15 protein-coding genes, 2 tRNA genes, 3 rRNA genes and 1 pseudogene are annotated in these 20,820 nt (G+C 40.2%); 8 read left to right on the top strand and 13 right to left on the bottom strand.

From position 1 onward, the window contains the following. The first annotated feature begins 190 nt into the window (after positions 1-190). Complete coding sequence (locus CDG55_RS04095; RefSeq protein WP_087536795.1) at positions 191-1,540, top strand: anthranilate synthase component I family protein; 1,350 nt, start codon at positions 191-193, stop codon at positions 1,538-1,540. An 11-nt stretch (positions 1,541-1,551) separates the two neighbouring features. Here the strand turns inward: CDG55_RS04095 and hisC are convergent, their stop codons facing one another. From hisC to CDG55_RS04030, 13 genes and pseudogenes are all read right to left on the bottom strand, one after another. Beyond that, on the bottom strand, positions 1,552-2,637 hold the full coding sequence (gene hisC / locus CDG55_RS04090) for a histidinol-phosphate transaminase (RefSeq protein ID WP_087536794.1): 1,086 nt from the start codon (positions 2,635-2,637) through the stop codon (positions 1,552-1,554). A 64-nt stretch (positions 2,638-2,701) separates the two neighbouring features. Next, positions 2,702-3,991 carry a histidinol dehydrogenase gene (gene hisD, locus CDG55_RS04085; RefSeq protein WP_087536793.1) on the bottom strand — a complete coding sequence of 430 codons (1,290 nt, stop codon included), beginning with the start codon at positions 3,989-3,991 and terminating at the stop codon, positions 2,702-2,704. Between the two features lie 131 nt (positions 3,992-4,122). After that, a pseudogene (locus CDG55_RS04080) lies at positions 4,123-4,753 on the bottom strand (DUF4272 domain-containing protein). Between the two features lie 172 nt (positions 4,754-4,925). Then, on the bottom strand, positions 4,926-5,615 hold the full coding sequence (gene hisG, locus CDG55_RS04075; RefSeq protein WP_087536792.1) for an ATP phosphoribosyltransferase: 690 nt from the start codon (positions 5,613-5,615) through the stop codon (positions 4,926-4,928). Next, positions 5,612-6,871, bottom strand: a complete 1,260-nt coding sequence (gene murA, locus CDG55_RS04070) for a UDP-N-acetylglucosamine 1-carboxyvinyltransferase (protein WP_005158797.1) — start codon at positions 6,869-6,871, stop codon at positions 5,612-5,614. The genes hisG and murA overlap by 4 nt, the downstream gene beginning before the upstream one ends. Positions 6,872-6,877: 6 nt before the next feature. Next, entirely contained in the window at positions 6,878-7,129 is a 252-nt protein-coding gene (gene ibaG / locus CDG55_RS04065) for a BolA family iron metabolism protein IbaG (RefSeq protein ID WP_004663844.1), read from the bottom strand. Positions 7,130-7,265: 136 nt separating this feature from the next. After that, complete coding sequence (gene hpf, locus CDG55_RS04060; RefSeq protein WP_087536791.1) at positions 7,266-7,607, bottom strand: ribosome hibernation-promoting factor, HPF/YfiA family; 342 nt, start codon at positions 7,605-7,607, stop codon at positions 7,266-7,268. A gap of 166 nt (positions 7,608-7,773) precedes the next feature. Next, positions 7,774-9,222, bottom strand: coding sequence for an RNA polymerase factor sigma-54 (locus tag CDG55_RS04055; RefSeq protein ID WP_087536790.1), 1,449 nt, complete (start codon positions 9,220-9,222; stop codon positions 7,774-7,776). A 511-nt stretch (positions 9,223-9,733) separates the two neighbouring features. Beyond that, positions 9,734-9,848 (bottom strand): 5S ribosomal RNA (gene rrf / locus CDG55_RS04050). Positions 9,849-10,022: 174 nt separating this feature from the next. Next, positions 10,023-12,913: ribosomal RNA gene (locus CDG55_RS04045) — 23S ribosomal RNA — on the bottom strand. Positions 12,914-13,333: 420 nt separating this feature from the next. Beyond that, a tRNA-Ala gene (locus tag CDG55_RS04040) sits at positions 13,334-13,409 on the bottom strand. 70 nt (positions 13,410-13,479) lie between these two features. Beyond that, positions 13,480-13,556, bottom strand: a tRNA-Ile gene (locus CDG55_RS04035). A gap of 59 nt (positions 13,557-13,615) precedes the next feature. Then, positions 13,616-15,152 (bottom strand): 16S ribosomal RNA (locus CDG55_RS04030). Together the 16S, 23S and 5S rRNA genes with 2 tRNA genes alongside form the textbook arrangement of a ribosomal RNA operon. 566 nt (positions 15,153-15,718) lie before the next feature. Here CDG55_RS04030 and CDG55_RS04025 point away from each other — a divergent pair. The 7 genes from CDG55_RS04025 to CDG55_RS03995 all read left to right on the top strand — a co-directional run bounded on the left by CDG55_RS04025 (position 15,719) and on the right by CDG55_RS03995 (position 20,777). Continuing rightward, entirely contained in the window at positions 15,719-16,603 is an 885-nt protein-coding gene (locus CDG55_RS04025) for a VacJ family lipoprotein (RefSeq protein ID WP_005164451.1), read from the top strand. Positions 16,604-16,734: 131 nt separating this feature from the next. Beyond that, the gene (gene gigA, locus CDG55_RS04020) at positions 16,735-17,703 is read left to right on the top strand and encodes an RsbU family protein phosphatase GigA (protein WP_087536623.1); all 969 of its coding nucleotides are present in this window, start codon (positions 16,735-16,737) and stop codon (positions 17,701-17,703) included. 102 nt (positions 17,704-17,805) lie between these two features. Beyond that, positions 17,806-18,327: an anti-anti-sigma factor GigB gene (gene gigB / locus CDG55_RS04015; RefSeq protein WP_087536622.1), complete on the top strand. Its 522-nt coding sequence runs from the start codon at positions 17,806-17,808 to the stop codon at positions 18,325-18,327. Between the two features lie 28 nt (positions 18,328-18,355). Then, complete coding sequence (locus tag CDG55_RS04010; protein WP_087536621.1) at positions 18,356-19,180, top strand: carbon-nitrogen hydrolase family protein; 825 nt, start codon at positions 18,356-18,358, stop codon at positions 19,178-19,180. A 202-nt stretch (positions 19,181-19,382) separates the two neighbouring features. After that, complete coding sequence (locus tag CDG55_RS04005; protein ID WP_087536620.1) at positions 19,383-19,736, top strand: DUF4951 domain-containing protein; 354 nt, start codon at positions 19,383-19,385, stop codon at positions 19,734-19,736. A gap of 80 nt (positions 19,737-19,816) precedes the next feature. Next, positions 19,817-20,254: a MarR family winged helix-turn-helix transcriptional regulator gene (locus tag CDG55_RS04000; RefSeq protein WP_087536619.1), complete on the top strand. Its 438-nt coding sequence runs from the start codon at positions 19,817-19,819 to the stop codon at positions 20,252-20,254. An 88-nt stretch (positions 20,255-20,342) separates the two neighbouring features. After that, a complete protein-coding gene (locus CDG55_RS03995; RefSeq protein ID WP_087536618.1) occupies positions 20,343-20,777 on the top strand; it encodes an organic hydroperoxide resistance protein in 435 nt (144 codons plus the stop codon). Positions 20,778-20,820 lie beyond the last annotated feature (43 nt).

Below are 20,820 nucleotides of genomic sequence, written 5' to 3'. Positions count from 1 at the left end.
AATGTAAACAATTGCGCTTTCTTAAACCAATTCATGAAAATTGCAACTTGTTTTACAATTTAAGTAGACAGAATCACAATAGATTTCAGAAATATTTTTCAACTTTTATCTATAGGATAAATATCAGTAGATTTTAGATGATTGTAGTACAATTATATTTTCCAAATGTATATGAATGTATTTTTGTTATATGTCTCATTTTCAGCAAAAACTTGACACGCAACTCACCTCTGCATTTGACCTTCTTATACAACTGAATGAACTCACTGGTTTAGTTTATTTATATGACAATCACACTCCGACAATTGGTTTTTTGCCTCAAGAATTTTTAGTATTAGAACAGTCAGAACTCAAAAAATTTTGTAAAACTCAATTTAATAAATATAAGAATGTACAAGCAACCTTGCCTATTAGCGATTTTTTAAATTTTCAATCCCATTCACAAAGTTCAATGAAAACTACTTTTGGTGGTGGATATATTGGCTTTTTTAGCTATGACTATAGTGCAAATCAATTTATAAACATGGTTTCACGAAATCAACCCAGTTTTTTCTTAGGTCTATATTCGACTTTTTTAAAGTTTCAGGATGATGCTTGGTATTTTTATAGTGATGAAAATGAGGCGGAAAGTATTTATCAAAATGTCATAAATCTAATCAATCAATCAATCAATATTCAAAAAACACCTTTCTCATTATTAGAAAAATGCTATCCGCGCTGGTCTAAGCAACAATACCTACATGCATTTAATCAAGTGCAGGAATATATCAAAGCTGGTGACTGCTATCAGATTAATTTAACTCAAGAGTTTATTGCAAAAACAGAAGGCTCATTATTAGATCGAGCACAGGATTTATGGGCGCTCACCCATGCACCTTATGCTGCCTATCTCAAGATACATGATTTTGAGCTACTCAGCTGTTCTCCAGAATTGTTTGTCGAGTTTCAAACAAATCGAAAAATTAAAACACGACCAATTAAAGGTACAATGCCTCGTTTTGATGATGCCGAGCAAGACCAACAATCTAAAGATCAGCTCAGCCGCTCTGAAAAAGATCAGGCTGAAAATGTGATGATTGTTGATTTACTTCGGAATGATTTAAGTGTTTATGCAGAAACAGGATCTGTAGAAACGACAAAACTTTTCGAAATTGAAAGCTTCAACCAAGTCCATCATATGGTCAGTGAAATCACTGCAACCTTAAAAAAAGAAGTAAACCCCATGCAGATGTTATTGTCCGCCCTTCCGGGTGGTTCAATTACAGGGGCACCCAAAATTCGCGCTATGCAAATTATTAATGAATTAGAAGGTGCTCCACGTGGCGCATATTGTGGAAGTTTGGGTTATTTTAATTTTGATGGAACAGGTTGCTGGAATATCTTAATCCGTAGTATTCAAAAATATCAGGATCAATTATCGATGTGGGCAGGTGGCGGCATTACGGTTGCTTCTGATGCCGAAGCCGAGTACCAAGAATGCTTTGATAAAATTTCTGCCATGCTTGATTTGCTCAATACATGGCAAAAATCTGAGAACTAAATTTTATAGAATTATAAAATTTGATTTTTAAGTGTATCGACTAGACGCTGGTTTTGTTCATCGGTACCAATTGTGATACGTAAAAATTGATTAATTCTTGGTTTATTGAAATAACGCACAATAATACCATGCTCACGTAATTGTTGAGCCAGTTGAGCAGCATCGTATTGAGGATGCGTGACAAAGATAAAATTGGCTTTCGATGGCAATACATCAAAACCTAAAGCCACGAGATCACCAACTAATTTTTCTCGACTCTCAATCACTTTGGCACATTGCGCTTCAAAATAAGCTTGATCTTCAAATGAGGCCACCGCTGCGGCAATTGCAAAACGATCGATTGGGTATGAATTAAAGCTATTCTTTACAGCTTCAAGTGCTGCAATCAAATGCGCTTGTGCAATCGCAAAGCCGACACGTAATCCCGCCAATGAACGAGACTTAGATGTCGTTTGGCAAACGACTAAATTTTCGTAACGATTGACCAATTGTACCGCTGACTCTGCACCAAAATCGACATAGGCTTCATCAATCACCACGACTCGATCAGGATTGGCTTTTAACACCTGTTCAATTTGATCTAAGCCTAATGCAATGCTGGTTGGCGCATTTGGATTAGTAATGATAATACCGCCATTTTCCTGTTCATAATCCGACACATCAATTTCGAATTTTTCATTCAATGGAATCTGTTTGGTCTGAGTTCCAAAAAACTGGCTATAAACAGGATAAAAACTATAGGTAATATCTGGGTAGAGAATTGGCTCTTTCTGAATAAAAAAAGCCTTAAAAATATGCGCTAAAACTTCATCCGAACCATTACCGACAAAGACTTGAGCAACATCAACATGCTGCTGTTTAGCAATTGCCTGCTTTAAAGCGGTCGCATCTGGATCTGGATACAAGCGCAAAGCATCGGCTTGGTGAGTTAAAACTGCTTGAACAGCTTCCACAACTTTAGGTGATGGTGGATATGGGTTTTCATTGGTATTAAGTTTTAGTAAGTTCTGAATCTTAGGCTGCTCACCTGGTACATATGGCTCAAGTTCACGAACTTCTGGACTCCAAAAACGCATTTGTTCAGTTGTAAACGTCATTGTTCTACTCTCATATATCTCAAAAAAGGGGCTTCTATCAGCCCCTATCTATTCTTCGAATCGGTTATTGATAACGATAGCGTGCCGAGCGTGCATGGGCATCAAGATTTTCTTCAACTGCCAACACATCTGCTGTTTTAGCCAAAGTTTTAACGCCCTCTTGCGAACACATAATTAAACTTGAACGCTTTTGGAAATCATAAACGCCGAGCGGTGAAGAAAAACGCGCTGTACCCGAAGTCGGTAAAACATGATTTGGACCTGCACAATAATCACCGATCGCTTCAGGCGTATAACGCCCCATAAAGATCGCACCTGCATGACAAATCTCTTGGCTCATTAATTCAGCATCATCAAGACATAATTCTAAATGCTCTGGAGCAACCTGATTAATCAGTTTAATCGCTTCCGCACGATCCTTTACCAGTACTAACGCACCACGATTTTGAATCGAAGTTCGAGCAATTTCTGCTTTTGGCAATTCACTTAAATGCTTTTCAATGGCTGTTTCGACAGCATTTAAAAGTGCTTCATCTGGCGTAATAAAAATGGCTTGTGCAACCGTATCATGCTCAGCTTGAGACAATACATCCATAGCCAACCATTCAGCATTATTTTCCCCTTCGGCATACACCAAAATTTCCGAAGGCCCCGCGATCATATCAATACCTACCTGACCAAAGACTGCACGTTTGGCTGCTGCTACAAAACGGTTCCCCGGTCCTGTAATTTTATCGACAGCTGGAATGGTTTGCGTTCCATAAGCTAACGCTGCAACGGCTTGAGCACCGCCAATAGTAAATACACGACTTATCCCTGCTAAATATGCAGCTGCTAAAACCAATGGATTCAATTCACCATTCGGCGCTGGAACCACCATGATAATTTCAGGAACCCCTGCTACATGTGCTGGTAAAGCATTCATAAGTACAGATGATGGATAAGATGCTAATCCACCAGGAACATAAATCCCGACGCGATCAAGTGGCGTGACTTTCTGACCTAAGGTATTACCCAGATCATCAACATAAGTCCAACCTTCCTGCTTTTGTGCCTGATGGAAAGAACGAATACGTTTTGCAGCCAATTCTAAGGCTTCACGAATTTCTGTGCTTAAGCCTTCAAATGCAGTTTTAAGTTGAGCTTGGGTCAGTTCCAAATCCGAGAATTGATGCGCTGGATGTCGATCGAACTGTTGTGTTAATTTAAGTACATGATCATCACCATACTGACGAACATCAGCAATGATTTGGTCTACAGTTTGTACTAATTGAGGATCATTCACAGTTTCAAATGCTAAAAGTTCAGCAAATGCCTGTTTAAAATTTTGATCCTGAGTCGATAAACGTCGCATCAATTTACCCACAAGGCGAATAAGAGAAGGCTAAGTTTACTCTTTTTCAACACGCTTGTGGGCAAGATAACATCAGCATTTCCACCTGCTTTAATAGAAAAAATCATTTTTAGGTTTAAATATTTTAAATTTTATGTATTTAAGTCTGGATTATCCCAATCTCCATCATGCTGTATTAGCCAATTCAAAGCACCATGACGTTCCACAACAACTGAAGCATTTAAATTTTCAGGCGCATCTTGTTGTTTTAAACGAGCATCTACGCATGCCCAATCATAACGATAGGTCAAATCTGCCTGATCTAAAATTTCATCCAGATTTCTTAACTCAACTTGCTGCATAAATTCATCAAATAAGCGACAAGCAGAAACTACCTGAACTGCAAAATCACAATCTACTATTTCATTTGGAGCATTGAGTTCTTTTACAATTCCGAGTGCCCAAAGTAAAACCTAGTAAGCCTCATATTTCCAAATCATATTCACGACATCTTGTTGAGAAACCTCTTGATTTAAAATATTTTGTTCTTTAAGGGTTAGCTCATCAAATACTTCAAATTTATTTAGCAAATCAACGATAAAGTCTTTAGTTTCTCGATCAAATTGCTGATTTTTTTAAATCACATGCCACTTGGATAATCATCAAACACGCAATTGCTCGTTTGGCAATACTTTCAACTGAGCGGGCTATAACTTCATCAGCCGATTCAATATGCGGCAATCACTCGATGTAAGGAATAGATTGTGTTTGTAATTTTTAAATAGACTCTTGTTTACGTTACAAGGGCGTTTTCATTCTTATCTCTAATCAAAAAACGATAAATCCTTTTAGCTCACAGCCAAATCTGAAAGTAAGACATTCTTTCCCTTAATTAGAAAATTAAGCGATAAAAAAACCGTTCAAAAGAACGGTTTTTTTGAATCATCATACAAAATCATACTGAACGTAATTTCACAGCTTCTTCAAGTTGCGTCAAAATTGGATTTAACACGGCTTGTTTACGTTTAAAGCTCGCTTTATTGACAATTAAACGAGAAGAAACTTTGCAAATTTCTTCTAATGGCTCTAAACCATTGGCACGTAAAGTATTACCTGTATCGACCACATCGACGATGTAATCACCCAACCCAACCAAAGGTGCAAGCTCCATCGATCCATAAAGTTTGATCACATCAACTTGTTCACCTAAACTTGCATAGTATTGACGAGTAAGATTCACGTATTTAGTTGCAATTTTTAAACGGCCTTTCGGACGTTCCATGCCAACTTTACCAGCAGTCATCAATTTACAATTTGCAATTTTTAGATCAAGTAACTCATAAACATGTTGGGCGCCATGTTCCATCAGCACATCTTTACCCGCTACACCAAAATCTGCTGCACCGTTCTCAACATACGTCGGTACATCAGAAGCACGAAGAATCAAAATACGTACTTTTTTATGTGTGGTTGGGAAAATTAATTTACGTGATTTATCAGGATCTTCTAATAAATTAATACCCGCATTCTCAAGTAAAGGTAATGTCTCTTTTAGGATACGTCCTTTACTGAGTGCTAAGGTTAAACCATGATCAAAATTACCCATTACATCAAAATTTGGATCATCGTTTCTTAAGTCATTCATCCTTTTACTCGCTTAATCTGAGCACCTAAACTTTGTAACTTTTCTTCAACTTGTTCATAGCCACGATCGATATGATAGATACGATCAACTAAAGTCTCACCTTCTGCGACTAATGCAGCGAGAACAAGAGAAAATGATGCACGTAAATCAGTCGCCATTACAGGAGCAGCTTGCAATTTATCTACGCCAGTTACGACTGCATCATGCCCTTCCACTTGAATATTTGCGCCCATACGTGACAATTCAGGAACATGCATAAAACGATTTTCAAAAATTGTTTCTGAAATCGTTGCAAAACCACGACCAATCACATTGACCGCCATAAGCTGCGCTTGCATATCAGTTGGAAATTCGGGATGAGGTAAAGTTCTAAAACTCACAGCTTTAGGACGTTTACCTTGCATATCTAGTTCAATCCAATTATCACCACGGGTCACTTCTGCACCCATTTCTTCAAACTTATCCAATACTGCTTCTAACAATGCTGGGTCCGTATGCGTGGTTTTAACTCGACCACCTGTAATTGCAGCAGCAGCTAAATATGAACCAGTTTCAATTCGATCAGCAACAACCGCATATTCACAGCCATGTAAACTTTCAACGCCAGTTACAACTAATGTATCTGTGTCGAGACCTTCAATCTTGGCACCCATTTTAATGAGCATTTGTGCAAGGTCAGTAATTTCAGGTTCACGAGCAGCATTACGAATTGTCGTCACACCATCAGCCAATACAGCAGCCATCAAGATATTTTCAGTGCCACCAACAGTGACCATATCAAAAATAACTTCGCCACCTTTTAAGCGACCATCAACAGAAGCATGAACATAACCATTTTCAACTTCAATCTGCGCACCTAAAGCTTCCAATGCTTTTAAATGCTGATCAACAGGACGTGAACCAATCGCACAACCACCAGGTAATGAAACTTTAGCATTTCCATAGCGAGCCAATAGTGGACCGAGTACCAAAATTGATGCACGCATAGTTTTCACAAGTTCATAAGGTGCAAACTGATTATCTAATGTTGACGCATCCGCACGAACCGTATCCCCTTCATAACTCATTGTAACGCCTAAGCCAGCAATCAGCTTCACTAAGGTGTTCACATCTTTTAAATGAGGTACATTCGTTAAAGTAATCGGAGAATCTGCAAGAATCATTGCAGCAAGTAAAGGCAGAGCCGCATTTTTAGCACCAGAAATACGTACTTCGCCCTCGAGCTTAACACCGCCCGTAATTAAAAATTTATCCATTAATATTTAAGCTCCGAAAAGGCTTGCTTTGCGCCATTCGTCTTTTGTCATTGCGCGAATCGTAACTGCGTGCACTTCACCACTTGCGATATAAGAGTTTAATGGTGCATATACGGCTTGTTGACGAGTAATCGTACGTTTGCCATCAAACTGATCATCAACAATTCGAAGGTCGAATTTCCCAGCTTGGCCACTCACTGCTACTTCTGCTTCAGGGAAAGCTTCTTTTAAAATTTGCGTGAGCTGCTCACTATTCATTACTAGACCTCTTATACAACCATGGCGTCAAACCATACATTTTACTATAACTTTTTCAGATAATTCAGTAAGCCATTTCTTTTTTTATCGATAAAAAAAAAGAGGCTATTTGCAAAGCCTCTTTTGATAAAAAAACTTAAGTTAAAATTGCTAGCTCATGTTGATAAGAACACTGTATTTTTCTATGTTTTGTAAGTTGTCTTTTCAGTTTTTCTGTTAATTTATTAATCGAAGTATACATATCATCTGCTGTCGCCTGCGCAAACAGTTCAATCCCCGGTAAGCGAATAATCGCCTCAGCAATATGATTTGAGCTCCCTTTATGAGAACGTCTATCAATTTGATGATCTTTAGCCAATTTGATTTGCATACTATTCACTTGATCTAGATGCTTAGTCATTTGACTAAATTTCATTTTTATATTTTCTTCAATAGCAGGCGTAATAGTTAAATGGTGTCCACGAATCGTTATTTGCATAATTCTATCCCTCACCTTTTCTAAGGATACAAAGAATCGCCTAAGCAAATTTAATGCATATTAAGATTCAATATTCATTAAATCATTTTAGCGATTCCTTTAGTGATTATTAAAAAGATTCATTATTCCGTAATAATGAATCCCTAGAATAGTCACACCTTGAAATTTAGATCAAGACTTTTCTCTCTGAAGATGATGGAATATGTAACGATTCACGATATTTTGCGACTGTACGTCGAGCTACTTCAATCCCCTCATCTTTCAACATTTCCGCAATTGCATTATCAGACAAAGGCTTACGCGGATTCTCATTCGAAACCAATTTTTTAATCATTGCCCGAATCGCAGTTGAAGATGCCTCACCACCTGTCGTCGTTCCAACATGACTTGAAAAAAAGTATTTCAATTCAAATAAACCACGTGGTGTAAGCATATATTTATTAGTTGTTACACGTGAAACAGTAGACTCATGCAATTCAACTTCCTCTGCAACATCACGGAGAACTAAAGGCTTCATCGCCTCAGGTCCTTGTTCAAGAAAAGCTCGCTGATGTTCCACAATACAAGTTGAAACTTTGAGTAATGTTTTATGTCGTTCATCTATACTTTTAATAAAATTTTTAGCCTCAAGCATTTGATTACGTAAATAAACATTATCATCACTCTGATCAGCACGACGAATCATATTTGAATAAAAAGAATTAATCCTTAATTTAGGCATAACATCGGGATTAAGCTGCACTTGCCAATGTTGATCTTTCTTAGAAACCACAACATCAGGAACTTGATATTCAGATTCTTGTTGGCTAAATTCTAAACCTGGGTAAGGTTTTAATGTTTTTAATAAATCAACAGCACCTTTCAACTGCTCTTTAGACAAACCTGTTTGTTTTAATAGTTTATTTAAATCATTTGCTATTAATAATTCATAATACTTCAGTAAACACTTTGCTTCAGCTAAGTATGATTTTTTTTGATCTATGCCTTCTAATTGGATCTTTAAACATTCTGCTAAATTTCGAGAACCCACTCCAATTGGATCTAAACGTTGAATATGTTTTAAAACAACAATAATTTCATCTTCTTCAACCTCATCAGCACTCTCCATTTCCTGTAATAAACGAGTAACTGCAAGCAAAATATCATCTAATTCAGCATCTAAAAACCCTTTATCATCTAAAGAATCAACGATGCAATAGGCAATTAATTTATCTACTGTAGAAAAATGCAATAAATTCACTTGCTCTAAGATATGTTCTTTTAGACTCAATTGAACTTGACGATTATCCTCTCGTTCCTCATATTCTGGCGACGCCAATGCAGTTGATTGATGTGTATAAATATCATCCCATTCGGTATCAACAGGCAAGTCATTTGGTAAATGATCTGCATTAAGTTCAGTGGTTAAATCTCCTGACTCACTGATCTCTGAAGTAGATAAACTTTCTGTTGTATTATTTTCTTCAGTTTTTTCCAGTAACGGATTACTATCTAATTGAATTTGTATTTCTTGCTCCAATTCCAAACTAGAAAGTTGTAGTAAACGAATTGCCTGCTGTAATTGAGGGGTCAACGATAAACTATTCGCAACTTTCAACCCTACAGATAATTTCATACTAAGACTTCCCTTTTTAAATAAGCAAGAAACATGCCCATAAAAATATTTATAACATAAAGCAATGTTTACGCCTATAAGCAAAGCTCTTTTCTACTGATTAATCTGCTCAAAAATAACAAAGGTGCAAATATTTATTGTAATTGGGGATTGTATCCCTCTCATTTAACAAACATTCAAATAGCGTATATTATTTTATGTTTTGCTGCTTAAGACACTCAAGCATTTCTTCAAGCACGTTCTGTCCCATCGTTCTTCGCACAAGCTTAATTAAATCCCCTGCTAGAAAACTAGACCAAGTCGTAAGCAGATAAAAGTGTATAAAAAATCATGCTAACCCATCTTTATTAATTATTCGACATACTACTAAGAGAATAACACAACTCTAATTTCTACATATGACACAATTTTCATCAGACTAAAATTTATTCTTAGATCAACTCCCAATTTCTTTGCCACAGCATAAAAAACACCCCCTCATCTCTCGATCAGGGGGTGTTTTAGAATTAAAAGCTGGCGATGACTTACTCTCACATGGCAAACGCCACACTACCATCAGCGCTAAGAGGTTTCACTTCTGAGTTCGGGAAGGGATCAGGTGGTTCACTCTTGCTATTGTCGCCAGCAAACTGTTGTGGTGTTTTCGGGTCTTATTCACATTAATTAATAATGTATGCCTTACTTACGATCCAAAGAGTTATTAACGGATTAGATAATTGGTCTGTATTGTAACTAGTTTGTACACTAAATCAAGTTGTGTATTGAATTTATCTTGAATACAACAACTGTTTGGGTGTTGTATAGTCAAGCCTCACGAGCAATTAGTATTGGTCAGCTTCACACGTCACCGTGCTTCCACACCCAACCTATCAACGTCCTAGTCTCGAACGGCTCTTTAGAGGAATAAATTCCTAGGGAAATCTTATCTTGAGGTAGGCTTCCCGCTTAGATGCTTTCAGCGGTTATCCCTTCCGAACATAGCTACCCGGCGATGCGACTGGCGTCACAACCGGTACACCAGAGGTTCGTCCACTCTGGTCCTCTCGTACTAGGAGCAGATCCTCTCAAATTTCCAGCGCCCACGGTAGATAGGGACCGAACTGTCTCACGACGTTCTAAACCCAGCTCGCGTACCTCTTTAAATGGCGAACAGCCATACCCTTGGGACCTGCTTCAGCCCCAGGATGAGATGAGCCGACATCGAGGTGCCAAACACCGCCGTCGATATGAACTCTTGGGCGGTATCAGCCTGTTATCCCCAGAGTACCTTTTATCCGTTGAGCGATGGCCTTTCCATACAGAACCACCGGATCACTAAGACCTACTTTCGTACCTGCTCGACTTGTGGGTCTCGCAGTTAAGCGCGCTTTTGCCTTTATACTCTACGCGTGATTTCCGACCACGCTGAGCGCACCTTCGTACTCCTCCGTTACTCTTTAGGAGGAGACCGCCCCAGTCAAACTACCCACCAGACATGGTCCTCGCCCCGGATTACGGGGCAGAGTTAGAACCTCAACATTACCAGGGTGGTATTTCAAGGACGGCTCCATTGGAACTAGCGTTCCAACTTCAAAGCCTCCCACCTATCCTACACAAGTAAGGTCAAAGTTCAATGTCAAGCTGCAGTAAAGGTTCACGGGGTCTTTCCGTCTAGCCGCGGGTACACTGCATCTTCACAGCGATTTCGATTTCACTGAGCCTCTGCTGGAGACAGCGCCGCCATCATTATGCCATTCGTGCAGGTCGGAACTTACCCGACAAGGAATTTCGCTACCTTAGGACCGTTATAGTTACGGCCGCCGTTTACTGGGGCTTCGATCAAGAGCTTCGCTTACGCTAACCCCATCAATTAACCTTCCAGCACCGGGCAGGCATCACACCCTATACGTCCACTTTCGTGTTTGCAGAGTGCTATGTTTTTAATAAACAGTTGCAGCGGCCTGGTTTCTGTGGCTGCCAATAGCTCAGGGAGCAAGTCCCATCACCGTCAGCAGCGTACCTTCTCCCGAAGTTACGGTACCATTTTGCCTAGTTCCTTCAGCAGAGTTCTCTCAAGCGCTTTGGTCTACTCGACCTGACCACCTGTGTCGGTTTCGGGTACGATTCCTGTGTAACTGAAGCTTAGAGACTTTTCCTGGAAGCATGGTATCAGCCACTTCACTGTACAAGTACAGCTTGCTATCAGTTCTCAGCATAGAGTACCCCGGATTTGCCTAAGATACATGCCTACAACCTTCCACCTGGACAACCAACGCCAGGCTGACTTAACCTTCTCCGTCCTCTCATCGCATTACACAGAAGTATTGGAATATTAACCAATTTCCCATCGACTACGCCTTTCGGCCTCGCCTTAGGGGTCGACTCACCCAGCCCCGATTAACGTTGGACTGGAACCCTTGGTCTTTCAGCGAACGGGTTTTTCACCCGTTTTGTCGTTACTCACGTCAGCATTCGCACTTCTGATACCTCCAGCATACTTCTCAATACACCTTCATCGGCTTACAGAACGCTCCCCTACCACTTGACTAATGTCAAATCCGCAGCTTCGGCACATAGTTTTAGCCCCGTTACATCTTCCGCGCAGGCCGACTCGACTAGTGAGCTATTACGCTTTCTTTAAAGGGTGGCTGCTTCTAAGCCAACCTCCTAGCTGTCTATGCCTTCCCACATCGTTTCCCACTTAACTATGATTTTGGGGCCTTAGCTGGCGGTCTGGATTGTTTTCCTCTTGACTACGGACGTTAGCACCCGCAGTCTGTCTCCCGGATAGTACTCATTGGTATTCGGAGTTTGCATCGGTTTGGTAAGTCGGGATGACCCCCTAGCCGAAACAGTGCTCTACCCCCAATGGTATTCGTCCGAGGCGCTACCTAAATAGCTTTCGGGGAGAACCAGCTATCACCAGGCTTGATTAGCCTTTCACCCCTATCCACAAGTCATCCCCTGGCTTTTCAACGACAGTGGGTTCGGTCCTCCAGTTAGTGTTACCCAACCTTCAACCTGCTCATGGATAGATCGCCTGGTTTCGGGTCTACACCCAGCAACTAAACGCCCTATTAAGACTCGATTTCTCTACGGCTCCCCTATACGGTTAACCTTGCTACTGAATGTAAGTCGCTGACCCATTATACAAAAGGTACGCAGTCACCGAACAAGTCGGCTCCCACTGCTTGTATGCATGCGGTTTCAGGATCTATTTCACTCCCCTCACAGGGGTTCTTTTCGCCTTTCCCTCACGGTACTGGTTCACTATCGGTCAGTCAGGAGTATTTAGCCTTGGAGGATGGTCCCCCCATATTCAGACAAGGTTTCACGTGCCTCGCCCTACTCGTCATCATTGTGTGTGCCCTTTCGTGTACGGGAATATCACCCTCTACGTTCGCACTTCCCAGAGCGTTCCACTAGAACACACACAACTTAATGGGCTGATCCCCGTTCGCTCGCCGCTACTAAGGGAATCTCAATTGATTTCTTTTCCTAAGGGTACTGAGATGTTTCACTTCCCCTCGTTCGCTTCATAAGCCTATGTATTCAGCTTATGATACCCGCCTTATAGCGGGTGGGTTCCCCCATTCAGAAATCTCCGGATCAAAGGATATTTGCCGCCTCCCCGGAGCTTTTCGCAGGCTATCACGTCTTTCTTCGCCTCTGACTGCCAAGGCATCCACCACATGCACTTAATTACTTGACTATACAACCCCAAACAGTCGTTAACACATACAAGTGAGTGTTAGCGTTGCAAACTTAATTGCTACTGGTTTGTTGTCTGTGAATTTAATCACCATACAGCTTCAATCTAAATTCATATACCAAAACGCTTGATTCAGTGTTTTTGCTAGTTCTCAATATGTTTAAATCAATCAAATTACTTCGATCAACTTAAATTCTTGAGTGAACAATTTATTTCAGACTCAATTTTCTAATCTGTTAATGATTAACTACCACCTCGTCAGCGAGTAGTAAACTGTGATAAATCACAGAAGTTAAGAAGCTATTTGCTTACTAAGTTCTGTAATCTTTAGCTCTAAGCTTCGTTCTATGTGTGCCTGCGCACAGCATAGCTGTTTGCTTAAATTTCAAGGAAAAACGTTGTTTTTCTAATCTTGAAATTTGGTGGAGACTAGGAGAGTCGAACTCCTGACCTCCTGCGTGCAAAGCAGGCGCTCTACCAACTAAGCTAAGTCCCCAGCTTTAATCATAATGAACGACATATCTTTTTATCTAGCAGCTTGTGATTATTCATCACTTCGTCAGTAGTGGTGGGTCTGACAAGACTTGAACTTGTGACCCCACGCTTATCAAGCGTGTGCTCTAACCAACTGAGCTACAGACCCTCAGATACATCTTCGAAGAACAACTTGTTGTGGATTCTTACCGATCGTCAATCTTTCGTTAAGGAGGTGATCCAGCCGCAGGTTCCCCTACGGCTACCTTGTTACGACTTCACCCCAGTCATCGGCCACACCGTGGTAAGCGTCCTCCTTGCGGTTAGACTACCTACTTCTGGTGCAACAAACTCCCATGGTGTGACGGGCGGTGTGTACAAGGCCCGGGAACGTATTCACCGCGGCATTCTGATCCGCGATTACTAGCGATTCCGACTTCATGGAGTCGAGTTGCAGACTCCAATCCGGACTACGATCGGCTTTTTGAGATTAGCATCCTATCGCTAGGTAGCAACCCTTTGTACCGACCATTGTAGCACGTGTGTAGCCCTGGCCGTAAGGGCCATGATGACTTGACGTCGTCCCCGCCTTCCTCCAGTTTGTCACTGGCAGTATCCTTAAAGTTCCCATCCGAAATGCTGGCAAGTAAGGAAAAGGGTTGCGCTCGTTGCGGGACTTAACCCAACATCTCACGACACGAGCTGACGACAGCCATGCAGCACCTGTATCTAGATTCCCGAAGGCACCAATCCATCTCTGGAAAGTTTCTAGTATGTCAAGGCCAGGTAAGGTTCTTCGCGTTGCATCGAATTAAACCACATGCTCCACCGCTTGTGCGGGCCCCCGTCAATTCATTTGAGTTTTAGTCTTGCGACCGTACTCCCCAGGCGGTCTACTTATCGCGTTAGCTGCGCCACTAAAGCCTCAAAGGCCCCAACGGCTAGTAGACATCGTTTACGGCATGGACTACCAGGGTATCTAATCCTGTTTGCTCCCCATGCTTTCGTACCTCAGCGTCAGTATTAGGCCAGATGGCTGCCTTCGCCATCGGTATTCCTCCAGATCTCTACGCATTTCACCGCTACACCTGGAATTCTACCATCCTCTCCCATACTCTAGCTGACCAGTATCGAATGCAATTCCTAAGTTAAGCTCAGGGATTTCACATCCGACTTAATCAGCCGCCTACGCACGCTTTACGCCCAGTAAATCCGATTAACGCTCGCACCCTCTGTATTACCGCGGCTGCTGGCACAGAGTTAGCCGGTGCTTATTCTGCGAGTAACGTCCACTATCCCAGAGTATTAATCCAGGTAGCCTCCTCCTCGCTTAAAGTGCTTTACAACCAAAAGGCCTTCTTCACACACGCGGCATGGCTGGATCAGGCTTCCGCCCATTGTCCAATATTCCCCACTGCTGCCTCCCGTAGGAGTCTGGGCCGTGTCTCAGTCCCAGTGTGGCGGATCATCCTCTCAGACCCGCTACAGATCGTCGCCTTGGTAGGCCTTTACCCCACCAACTAGCTAATCCGACTTAGGCTCATCATTTAGCGCAAGGTCCGAAGATCCCCTGCTTTCTCCCGTAGGACGTATGCGGTATTAGCATTCCTTTCGGAATGTTGTCCCCCACTAAATGGCAGATTCCTAAGCATTACTCACCCGTCCGCCGCTAGGATCAGTACCGAAGCACATCACCCCGCTCGACTTGCATGTGTTAAGCCTGCCGCCAGCGTTCAATCTGAGCCATGATCAAACTCTTCAGTTTAAAATCATTTGTACTTTACTAAAAGTACTAAATCTGGCTCATCAATTTTCTGACTAAAAATTCGCTCAAATAAACTTCGAGAAATTTCTACCATTCAATCAATGAAATATTTTCGATCGATCAACCAGTAAAAATCCACACAAGTTGTTCTTCTATTCTCTTAATGATCTTCTCGATGATTCGTCATCACCAAGCTAGGTCGGCTATGTTACTCTAATCTAAATTAAAGTCAACAGGTAATTTCGATATTTTTAAAACTCACTAATCAACCCAAGAACCTAACTACTTTAGCCAAATCCTTGTTTCTCAACAAGTTTTTATCTGCATCACCGCCGATGGATGTGCATTCTACACCATTCCTCTCCCAACACAACCCCATTTCCTAATCTTTTTTATTTAAGTGGACGTTTTTAAACCAAAATCACAATTTTTCTTATATTTTTCGACCGAATTTGTTTTAATAAGAAGAGAACAACTAAACTGTATACCTTATATCTATGTTTTGCGTCATGCAGCGCAATCATTCTAATGACTGTATTTCGCTCTAATGGCGACGAAGGACTTATATGCATTACTCAAATTACATCTTGCTTGGGCTGTTAACTGCTGGGGCATACTCACCTGTATTAGCACAAGAAGTTCAAAACGAGCCATCTATTCAAACAAGCTCTGTGGCAAATACCAACAATCAACAATCAACATCGACGATTCAAGCCATAAAAGATTTAAAACATATCACTAGAAATGATTTAAAGGTCAATGCAAACGCTGCCCAACCTGATGCTGTAAAAGATCCTTTACAACCATTGAATAGACAGATCTTTGCTTTAAATGATGCTTTGGATCGTAATTTATTAAAACCTGTTGCAATACAGTATGTAGCAAAAGTTCCAGAAGAAGTCCGTACTCCTTATCGCCAATTTAGGAAAAATCTAGGTGAGCCTTGGAATGCAGTCAACCAATTAATCCAAGGACGACCAACTCGCGCTGCCAAGACATTAGGTCGTTTCACGATTAATACGCTTACAACACTAGGTTTTGCTGATCCTGCCCGTCGTTTAGGCCTAACCACTGAAGAGGAAAGTTTTGGCGTCACTTTAGGTTACTACGGTGTACCATCAGGTCCTTACGTGATGCTGCCATTTTTTGGTCCAAGCACATTCCGTGACGGTTTTGGTTTAGCAACAGATAGTTTTGGTCGCCCACAAAAATATTTATTAGATGATCAAGAAGGTATTTATTGGTCTACTAATTTATTACAAGCAATTGATGCTCGCTCACAAATTTTGGATATTGAAGAAAGCTTAAAAGGCGATAAATATTCAATGATCCGTGATTTTTACTTACAACGTAAAGCCTTCCAAATCGCTGAAAAGCATGGAGATTCGGCAGATGTTTCATTTGTAAGTGACGAAGATGATAATAACGATCAATCAGGTGATGACAAGTAATCTCTTAGGAACTTTAAATGATAGACTTATGTATTAATTTAAAGTTTTAGCAATACTATGTTTTTCATCATATTTCATCTATGATGAATTAAAAAATGATCATACAAATACAAAAGGTCGGCTGCTTATCTATGTATTTTATTCAACCCACACGCTCAATATCTTATTTAGAACAAGCACTAAATGAGTTACCGAGTTTACAAATCATTCATATCGATGATTTAGATTTGTATGATCCAACAATAATTGCTATTGCCGATGTACAAGATTTTTTAAAATACCAATGGAAATTACCTACAATTGTTCTTGCTTTTGAACATGAAGGAACTGCATTAGCTCAAGCATGGGAAATGGGTGCGTTGGCAGGATGGATTTGGAGTGAATTACCCAAAAATCCTGTTCACTCATTATTTAAAATCGATGCTCAATATAAACGTAATCAAGATAGTAGAGATTTACCTTCCGCCGCAGAACTACAAAAAAGATTATTACCAAACCCGATCGAATTACCAAACTATCAATTTGAATCATTTTTTCAGCCTTCAGCTTACCTGTCAGGAGATTGGTATGATTACTGGAGATTAAATGATGATGAAGTCTTGTTTTATTTAGCAGATGTTTCAGGTCATGGGGTAACAAGTAGTTTACTGACATCTTGGATGGCGGCATTTCATGGCCGATCAAAAACACCTAGTCAATTGATTCAAAAACTAAATGCAATGTTAGTACAAGAAAATATTGAAAAGCATATTACTATGGTGGCGGGAATATTAAACTTAGCAACTCATGAAGTATGTTGGTCAAGTGCTGGGCACTACCCTCCTCCAATTATCTTTGAGCCCAACCAACCACCACAAATCCTTACAACAAGTAGCTTTCCATTAGGTCTTACTGAAGAACTAGAAGTTGAAGAACATTGTTGTACGCTGAGCCGTAATGCTCGTTTTATATTATGTTCTGATGGCGCACTTGAACCATTTGACGGCGGTTTGAATGATCAATTTAATCAATTGGTCGAACATCTTCAGCATGACGCTTTCAAAGCACCAGATCATGTTGCTGACGATATTGCAATATTAAGCATATGTCGAATGAATTAACTCTAAAATCAATATTTTAATTAGATCACAGCATCCAACCACTTGTGTCTAGAATATCACTATGGGATAATTTTATATCCTTTCTCTGAAAATGGCATTTATATGTCAACAGGTCATGTTGAATATGCAAGTTTGAACGGAACGCATATTTTCAAGCTTATTGGCGAAGTGCGCGCTCACTCTTGTATAAGTTTAGACAAGTTACTCAACAAAATTGAACAGCAACAGAATGTTGTCGGTGCAATTGTTGATTTAACTGAAACTACATTTATTGACAGCACAGTCTTGGGTGTACTTGCAAAACTAGGTCTTAAGCTTAAACAAGTTCATCATATTCAAGCTGTTATGCTCTCGACAAATCCAGATATTACAACTTTAGCCAACAGTATGGGGCTAGGTCAGGTATTTGTGATTTTAAATTATTGCGGCGATCCAAACGTATGCACTTTAGAATTAACTGAAGAGCACGTTACACATAGTGCAATGCTCAACACTGTGTTAGATGCGCATAAAACACTAATGCGTTTAAATGAAAACAACCAAAATATGTTTGAGCCACTTGTAAAGCAATTGCAAAAAGAACAAGAGTTTTTATCTCTTGATTCACAAAAACAAAATGCATAATTGCTGAAAACTAAATTGTGATGCTTGTATGACCTTACTTTCTGTTGCACAAATGAACTCTCAAAATGACATTGAAGCAAATTTCATCGTCATTGAATCATTGATCCAACAAAGTAAGGCTCAAGCTGCTGAGCTTATTGTTTTCCCAGAAAATTTTGTTTGTTTTGCAGCAGGGAAACAACGCGAGACAGCAGCACAATTCGAGAGCATCCAACAACGATTGGAACAATTGGCTCATCGTTATCAAATCTGGATTATCGCAGGTACCCTCCCTTGCCCGTTTCGTCCTGATGGTTCAATCATTAATGATGGTCGAGTTAGAACCGTCAGTTTATGCATTAGTCCTGAAAAAACTGAAGCGCGTTATGACAAAATCCATTTATTTGACGTTCAGGTCAGTGATGCTGTCGGTGGTTATCAGGAATCAAGATTCTTTGAACCTGGTGATGAAGTTGTAGTTGCCAAAACACCTTTTGGCAATATCGGACTGATGGTGTGTTATGACCTGCGTTTTCCAGAACTCTCGTTGATGTTACGCACCAAAGGAGCAAACATTCTAACCGCGCCTGCTGCATTTACTTACACTACAGGGCAACTTCATTGGCAATTACTATTACAAGCACGTGCAATGGATAGCCAATGTTATGTGCTTGGTGCAGCCCAGCAAGGCTGGCATGGTGAACAGCGTCAAACTTGGGGTCATGCAGGGATTACAAATAGCCGAGGGCAACTATTAGAAATGATTACAGTTGAAGGACATGGTTTAATTACATCTTCATTTGACCTAGCTGAACAAAATGATATTCGACTAGCAATGCCATTAATGCAGCATCGCAAACTTATCAATTATTAAAAACAATCGTTTTATCTAAGCATACTTTTGTTCAATTTATCCTCATATGGCATCACTTTGACTGTTATAGTCAATTTTCATAAATGTATGTTTTGTAGGATCATGATTTAATAGGCTTTATTTATCATGGTAGAACAAGATCAAATCGTCGTATTCTATACATGATGTAATACCCTCAATTCATTCGTATTAAGTTTGATTTATGTTTAAAGTAATTTTCATTTTTTTATTTTTTATAGGGGCAATTGCACAACTTCATGCAGCAATCGTTGAAACCAATGCCAGTCCACAAAGTATCTTATCTACACCGCAAAATTTATCATTAAACTCTTTTGGGCAATGGGTGATTGGTTGGGGAACAGGTTCTGAAGGTGCGAGACAAAGATTAGATAATATCCAGCGAGAAGACGTGCTTATTATCAAACAAAAAGGTGCAACTTTAGACATGATTGTTGCTTGGCAACAATATTATGCACAAGAAGCGCTTAATAACCCTAATAATCCAACAGCACGTTATAGGGCGCGTTTGATGAAAAAAATCACTGAGCTTTGGTAATGATTGATATGAAATCTGCGTAACTAATCATAAGCAGATCACGATATAATGATCACATGAATATACTGTTTGAGAAGCGCATGGGTGATGAACATAAGCAATTACTATTAGATAATCAGCTTTGTTTTCTGATTTACTCAACCAACCTTGCCTTAAATCAAGTCTACCGTCAATTGCTCTCTCCTCTCGGATTAACTTACCCTCAATATCTGGTAATGTTAGTGCTTTGGGAAAGGGATCAACTCAGTGTGTCTGAGATCGGAGAAAGATTATTCTTAGAATCTTCCACACTCACTCCATTATTAAAAAAGCTTGAAGCCTCACAACTAATTTCACGCAAACGCTCACTCGAAGATGAAAGACAGGTTATTATTTCTCTTAAGCCACAAGGTCATACTTTAAAATTACAAGCAGTCGATATTCCATCCAAAATTTCAGAAGCAGCGGCCTGTTCAACCACATCACTTACAGAGCTTAAAGATCAGCTTGCGACATTACGTCACCATCTCACGCAATAGAAGCTAAGTTTACAAATCGATAACTTGCATTCCTAGATATATCGTGTACGATTTAATTGTACACAATATTTATTCAGGAATAAAAATCATGTCTTTAGAACAAGTCGTTTATCGTGCAAAAGCAAAAGCTACAGGTGGTCGTGATGGTCGTGCAACTTCATCAGACGGTGTCTTAGATGTTCAGTTAGGTGTGCCAAAAGAAATGGGCGGTGCTGGTGGTGAGGTGACCAATCCTGAACAGCTTTTTGCGGCGGGTTATTCAGCATGTTTCTTAGGTGCAATGAAATTTGTTGCAAATCGAGATAAATTCAAAATTACGAAAGATGCTTATGTTGAAGGTGAAGTGGGAATTGGTCCAATTCCAAATGGCTTTGGTATCGAAGTCACTTTAAATGTCTATCTGATGGGTATGGAACAAGCTGAAGCTGAACAATTGGTTGCTGCTGCACACATTGTTTGTCCATATTCAAATGCAACTCGTGGCAATATTGATGTGAATTTTAATATCGTAACCACTGAATAATGATTTCAGATTTTACAAAGAAAAACAGCATGGTGATCCATGC

The sequence above is a fragment of the Acinetobacter sp. WCHA45 genome, assembly GCF_002165255.2.
Taxonomy (GTDB): domain Bacteria; phylum Pseudomonadota; class Gammaproteobacteria; order Pseudomonadales; family Moraxellaceae; genus Acinetobacter.
The sequence above is the reverse complement of the archived record's forward strand: the minus strand, read 5'-3'. Positions and strand labels throughout refer to the sequence as shown.

Excerpts from the sequence above, each read along its gene's own strand:
- CDG55_RS04025 (WP_005164451.1), top strand. The coding sequence starts at position 15,719 with ATGCATTACTCAAATTACATCTTGCTTGGGCTGTTAACTGCTGGGGCA.
- CDG55_RS04095 (WP_087536795.1), top strand. The coding sequence starts at position 191 with ATGTCTCATTTTCAGCAAAAACTTGACACGCAACTCACCTCTGCATTT.
- hisG (WP_087536792.1), bottom strand. The coding sequence starts at position 5,615 with ATGAATGACTTAAGAAACGATGATCCAAATTTTGATGTAATGGGTAAT.
- murA (WP_005158797.1), bottom strand. The coding sequence starts at position 6,871 with ATGGATAAATTTTTAATTACGGGCGGTGTTAAGCTCGAGGGCGAAGTA.
- CDG55_RS03995 (WP_087536618.1), top strand. The coding sequence starts at position 20,343 with ATGTCTTTAGAACAAGTCGTTTATCGTGCAAAAGCAAAAGCTACAGGT.
- hisD (WP_087536793.1), bottom strand. The coding sequence starts at position 3,991 with ATGCGACGTTTATCGACTCAGGATCAAAATTTTAAACAGGCATTTGCT.
- CDG55_RS04005 (WP_087536620.1), top strand. The coding sequence starts at position 19,383 with ATGTTTAAAGTAATTTTCATTTTTTTATTTTTTATAGGGGCAATTGCA.
- gigA (WP_087536623.1), top strand. The coding sequence starts at position 16,735 with ATGTATTTTATTCAACCCACACGCTCAATATCTTATTTAGAACAAGCA.
- hpf (WP_087536791.1), bottom strand. The coding sequence starts at position 7,607 with ATGCAAATAACGATTCGTGGACACCATTTAACTATTACGCCTGCTATT.
- CDG55_RS04000 (WP_087536619.1), top strand. The coding sequence starts at position 19,817 with ATGGGTGATGAACATAAGCAATTACTATTAGATAATCAGCTTTGTTTT.
- ibaG (WP_004663844.1), bottom strand. The coding sequence starts at position 7,129 with ATGAATAGTGAGCAGCTCACGCAAATTTTAAAAGAAGCTTTCCCTGAA.
- hisC (WP_087536794.1), bottom strand. The coding sequence starts at position 2,637 with ATGACGTTTACAACTGAACAAATGCGTTTTTGGAGTCCAGAAGTTCGT.
- CDG55_RS04055 (WP_087536790.1), bottom strand. The coding sequence starts at position 9,222 with ATGAAATTATCTGTAGGGTTGAAAGTTGCGAATAGTTTATCGTTGACC.
- CDG55_RS04010 (WP_087536621.1), top strand. The coding sequence starts at position 18,356 with ATGACCTTACTTTCTGTTGCACAAATGAACTCTCAAAATGACATTGAA.
- gigB (WP_087536622.1), top strand. The coding sequence starts at position 17,806 with ATGTCAACAGGTCATGTTGAATATGCAAGTTTGAACGGAACGCATATT.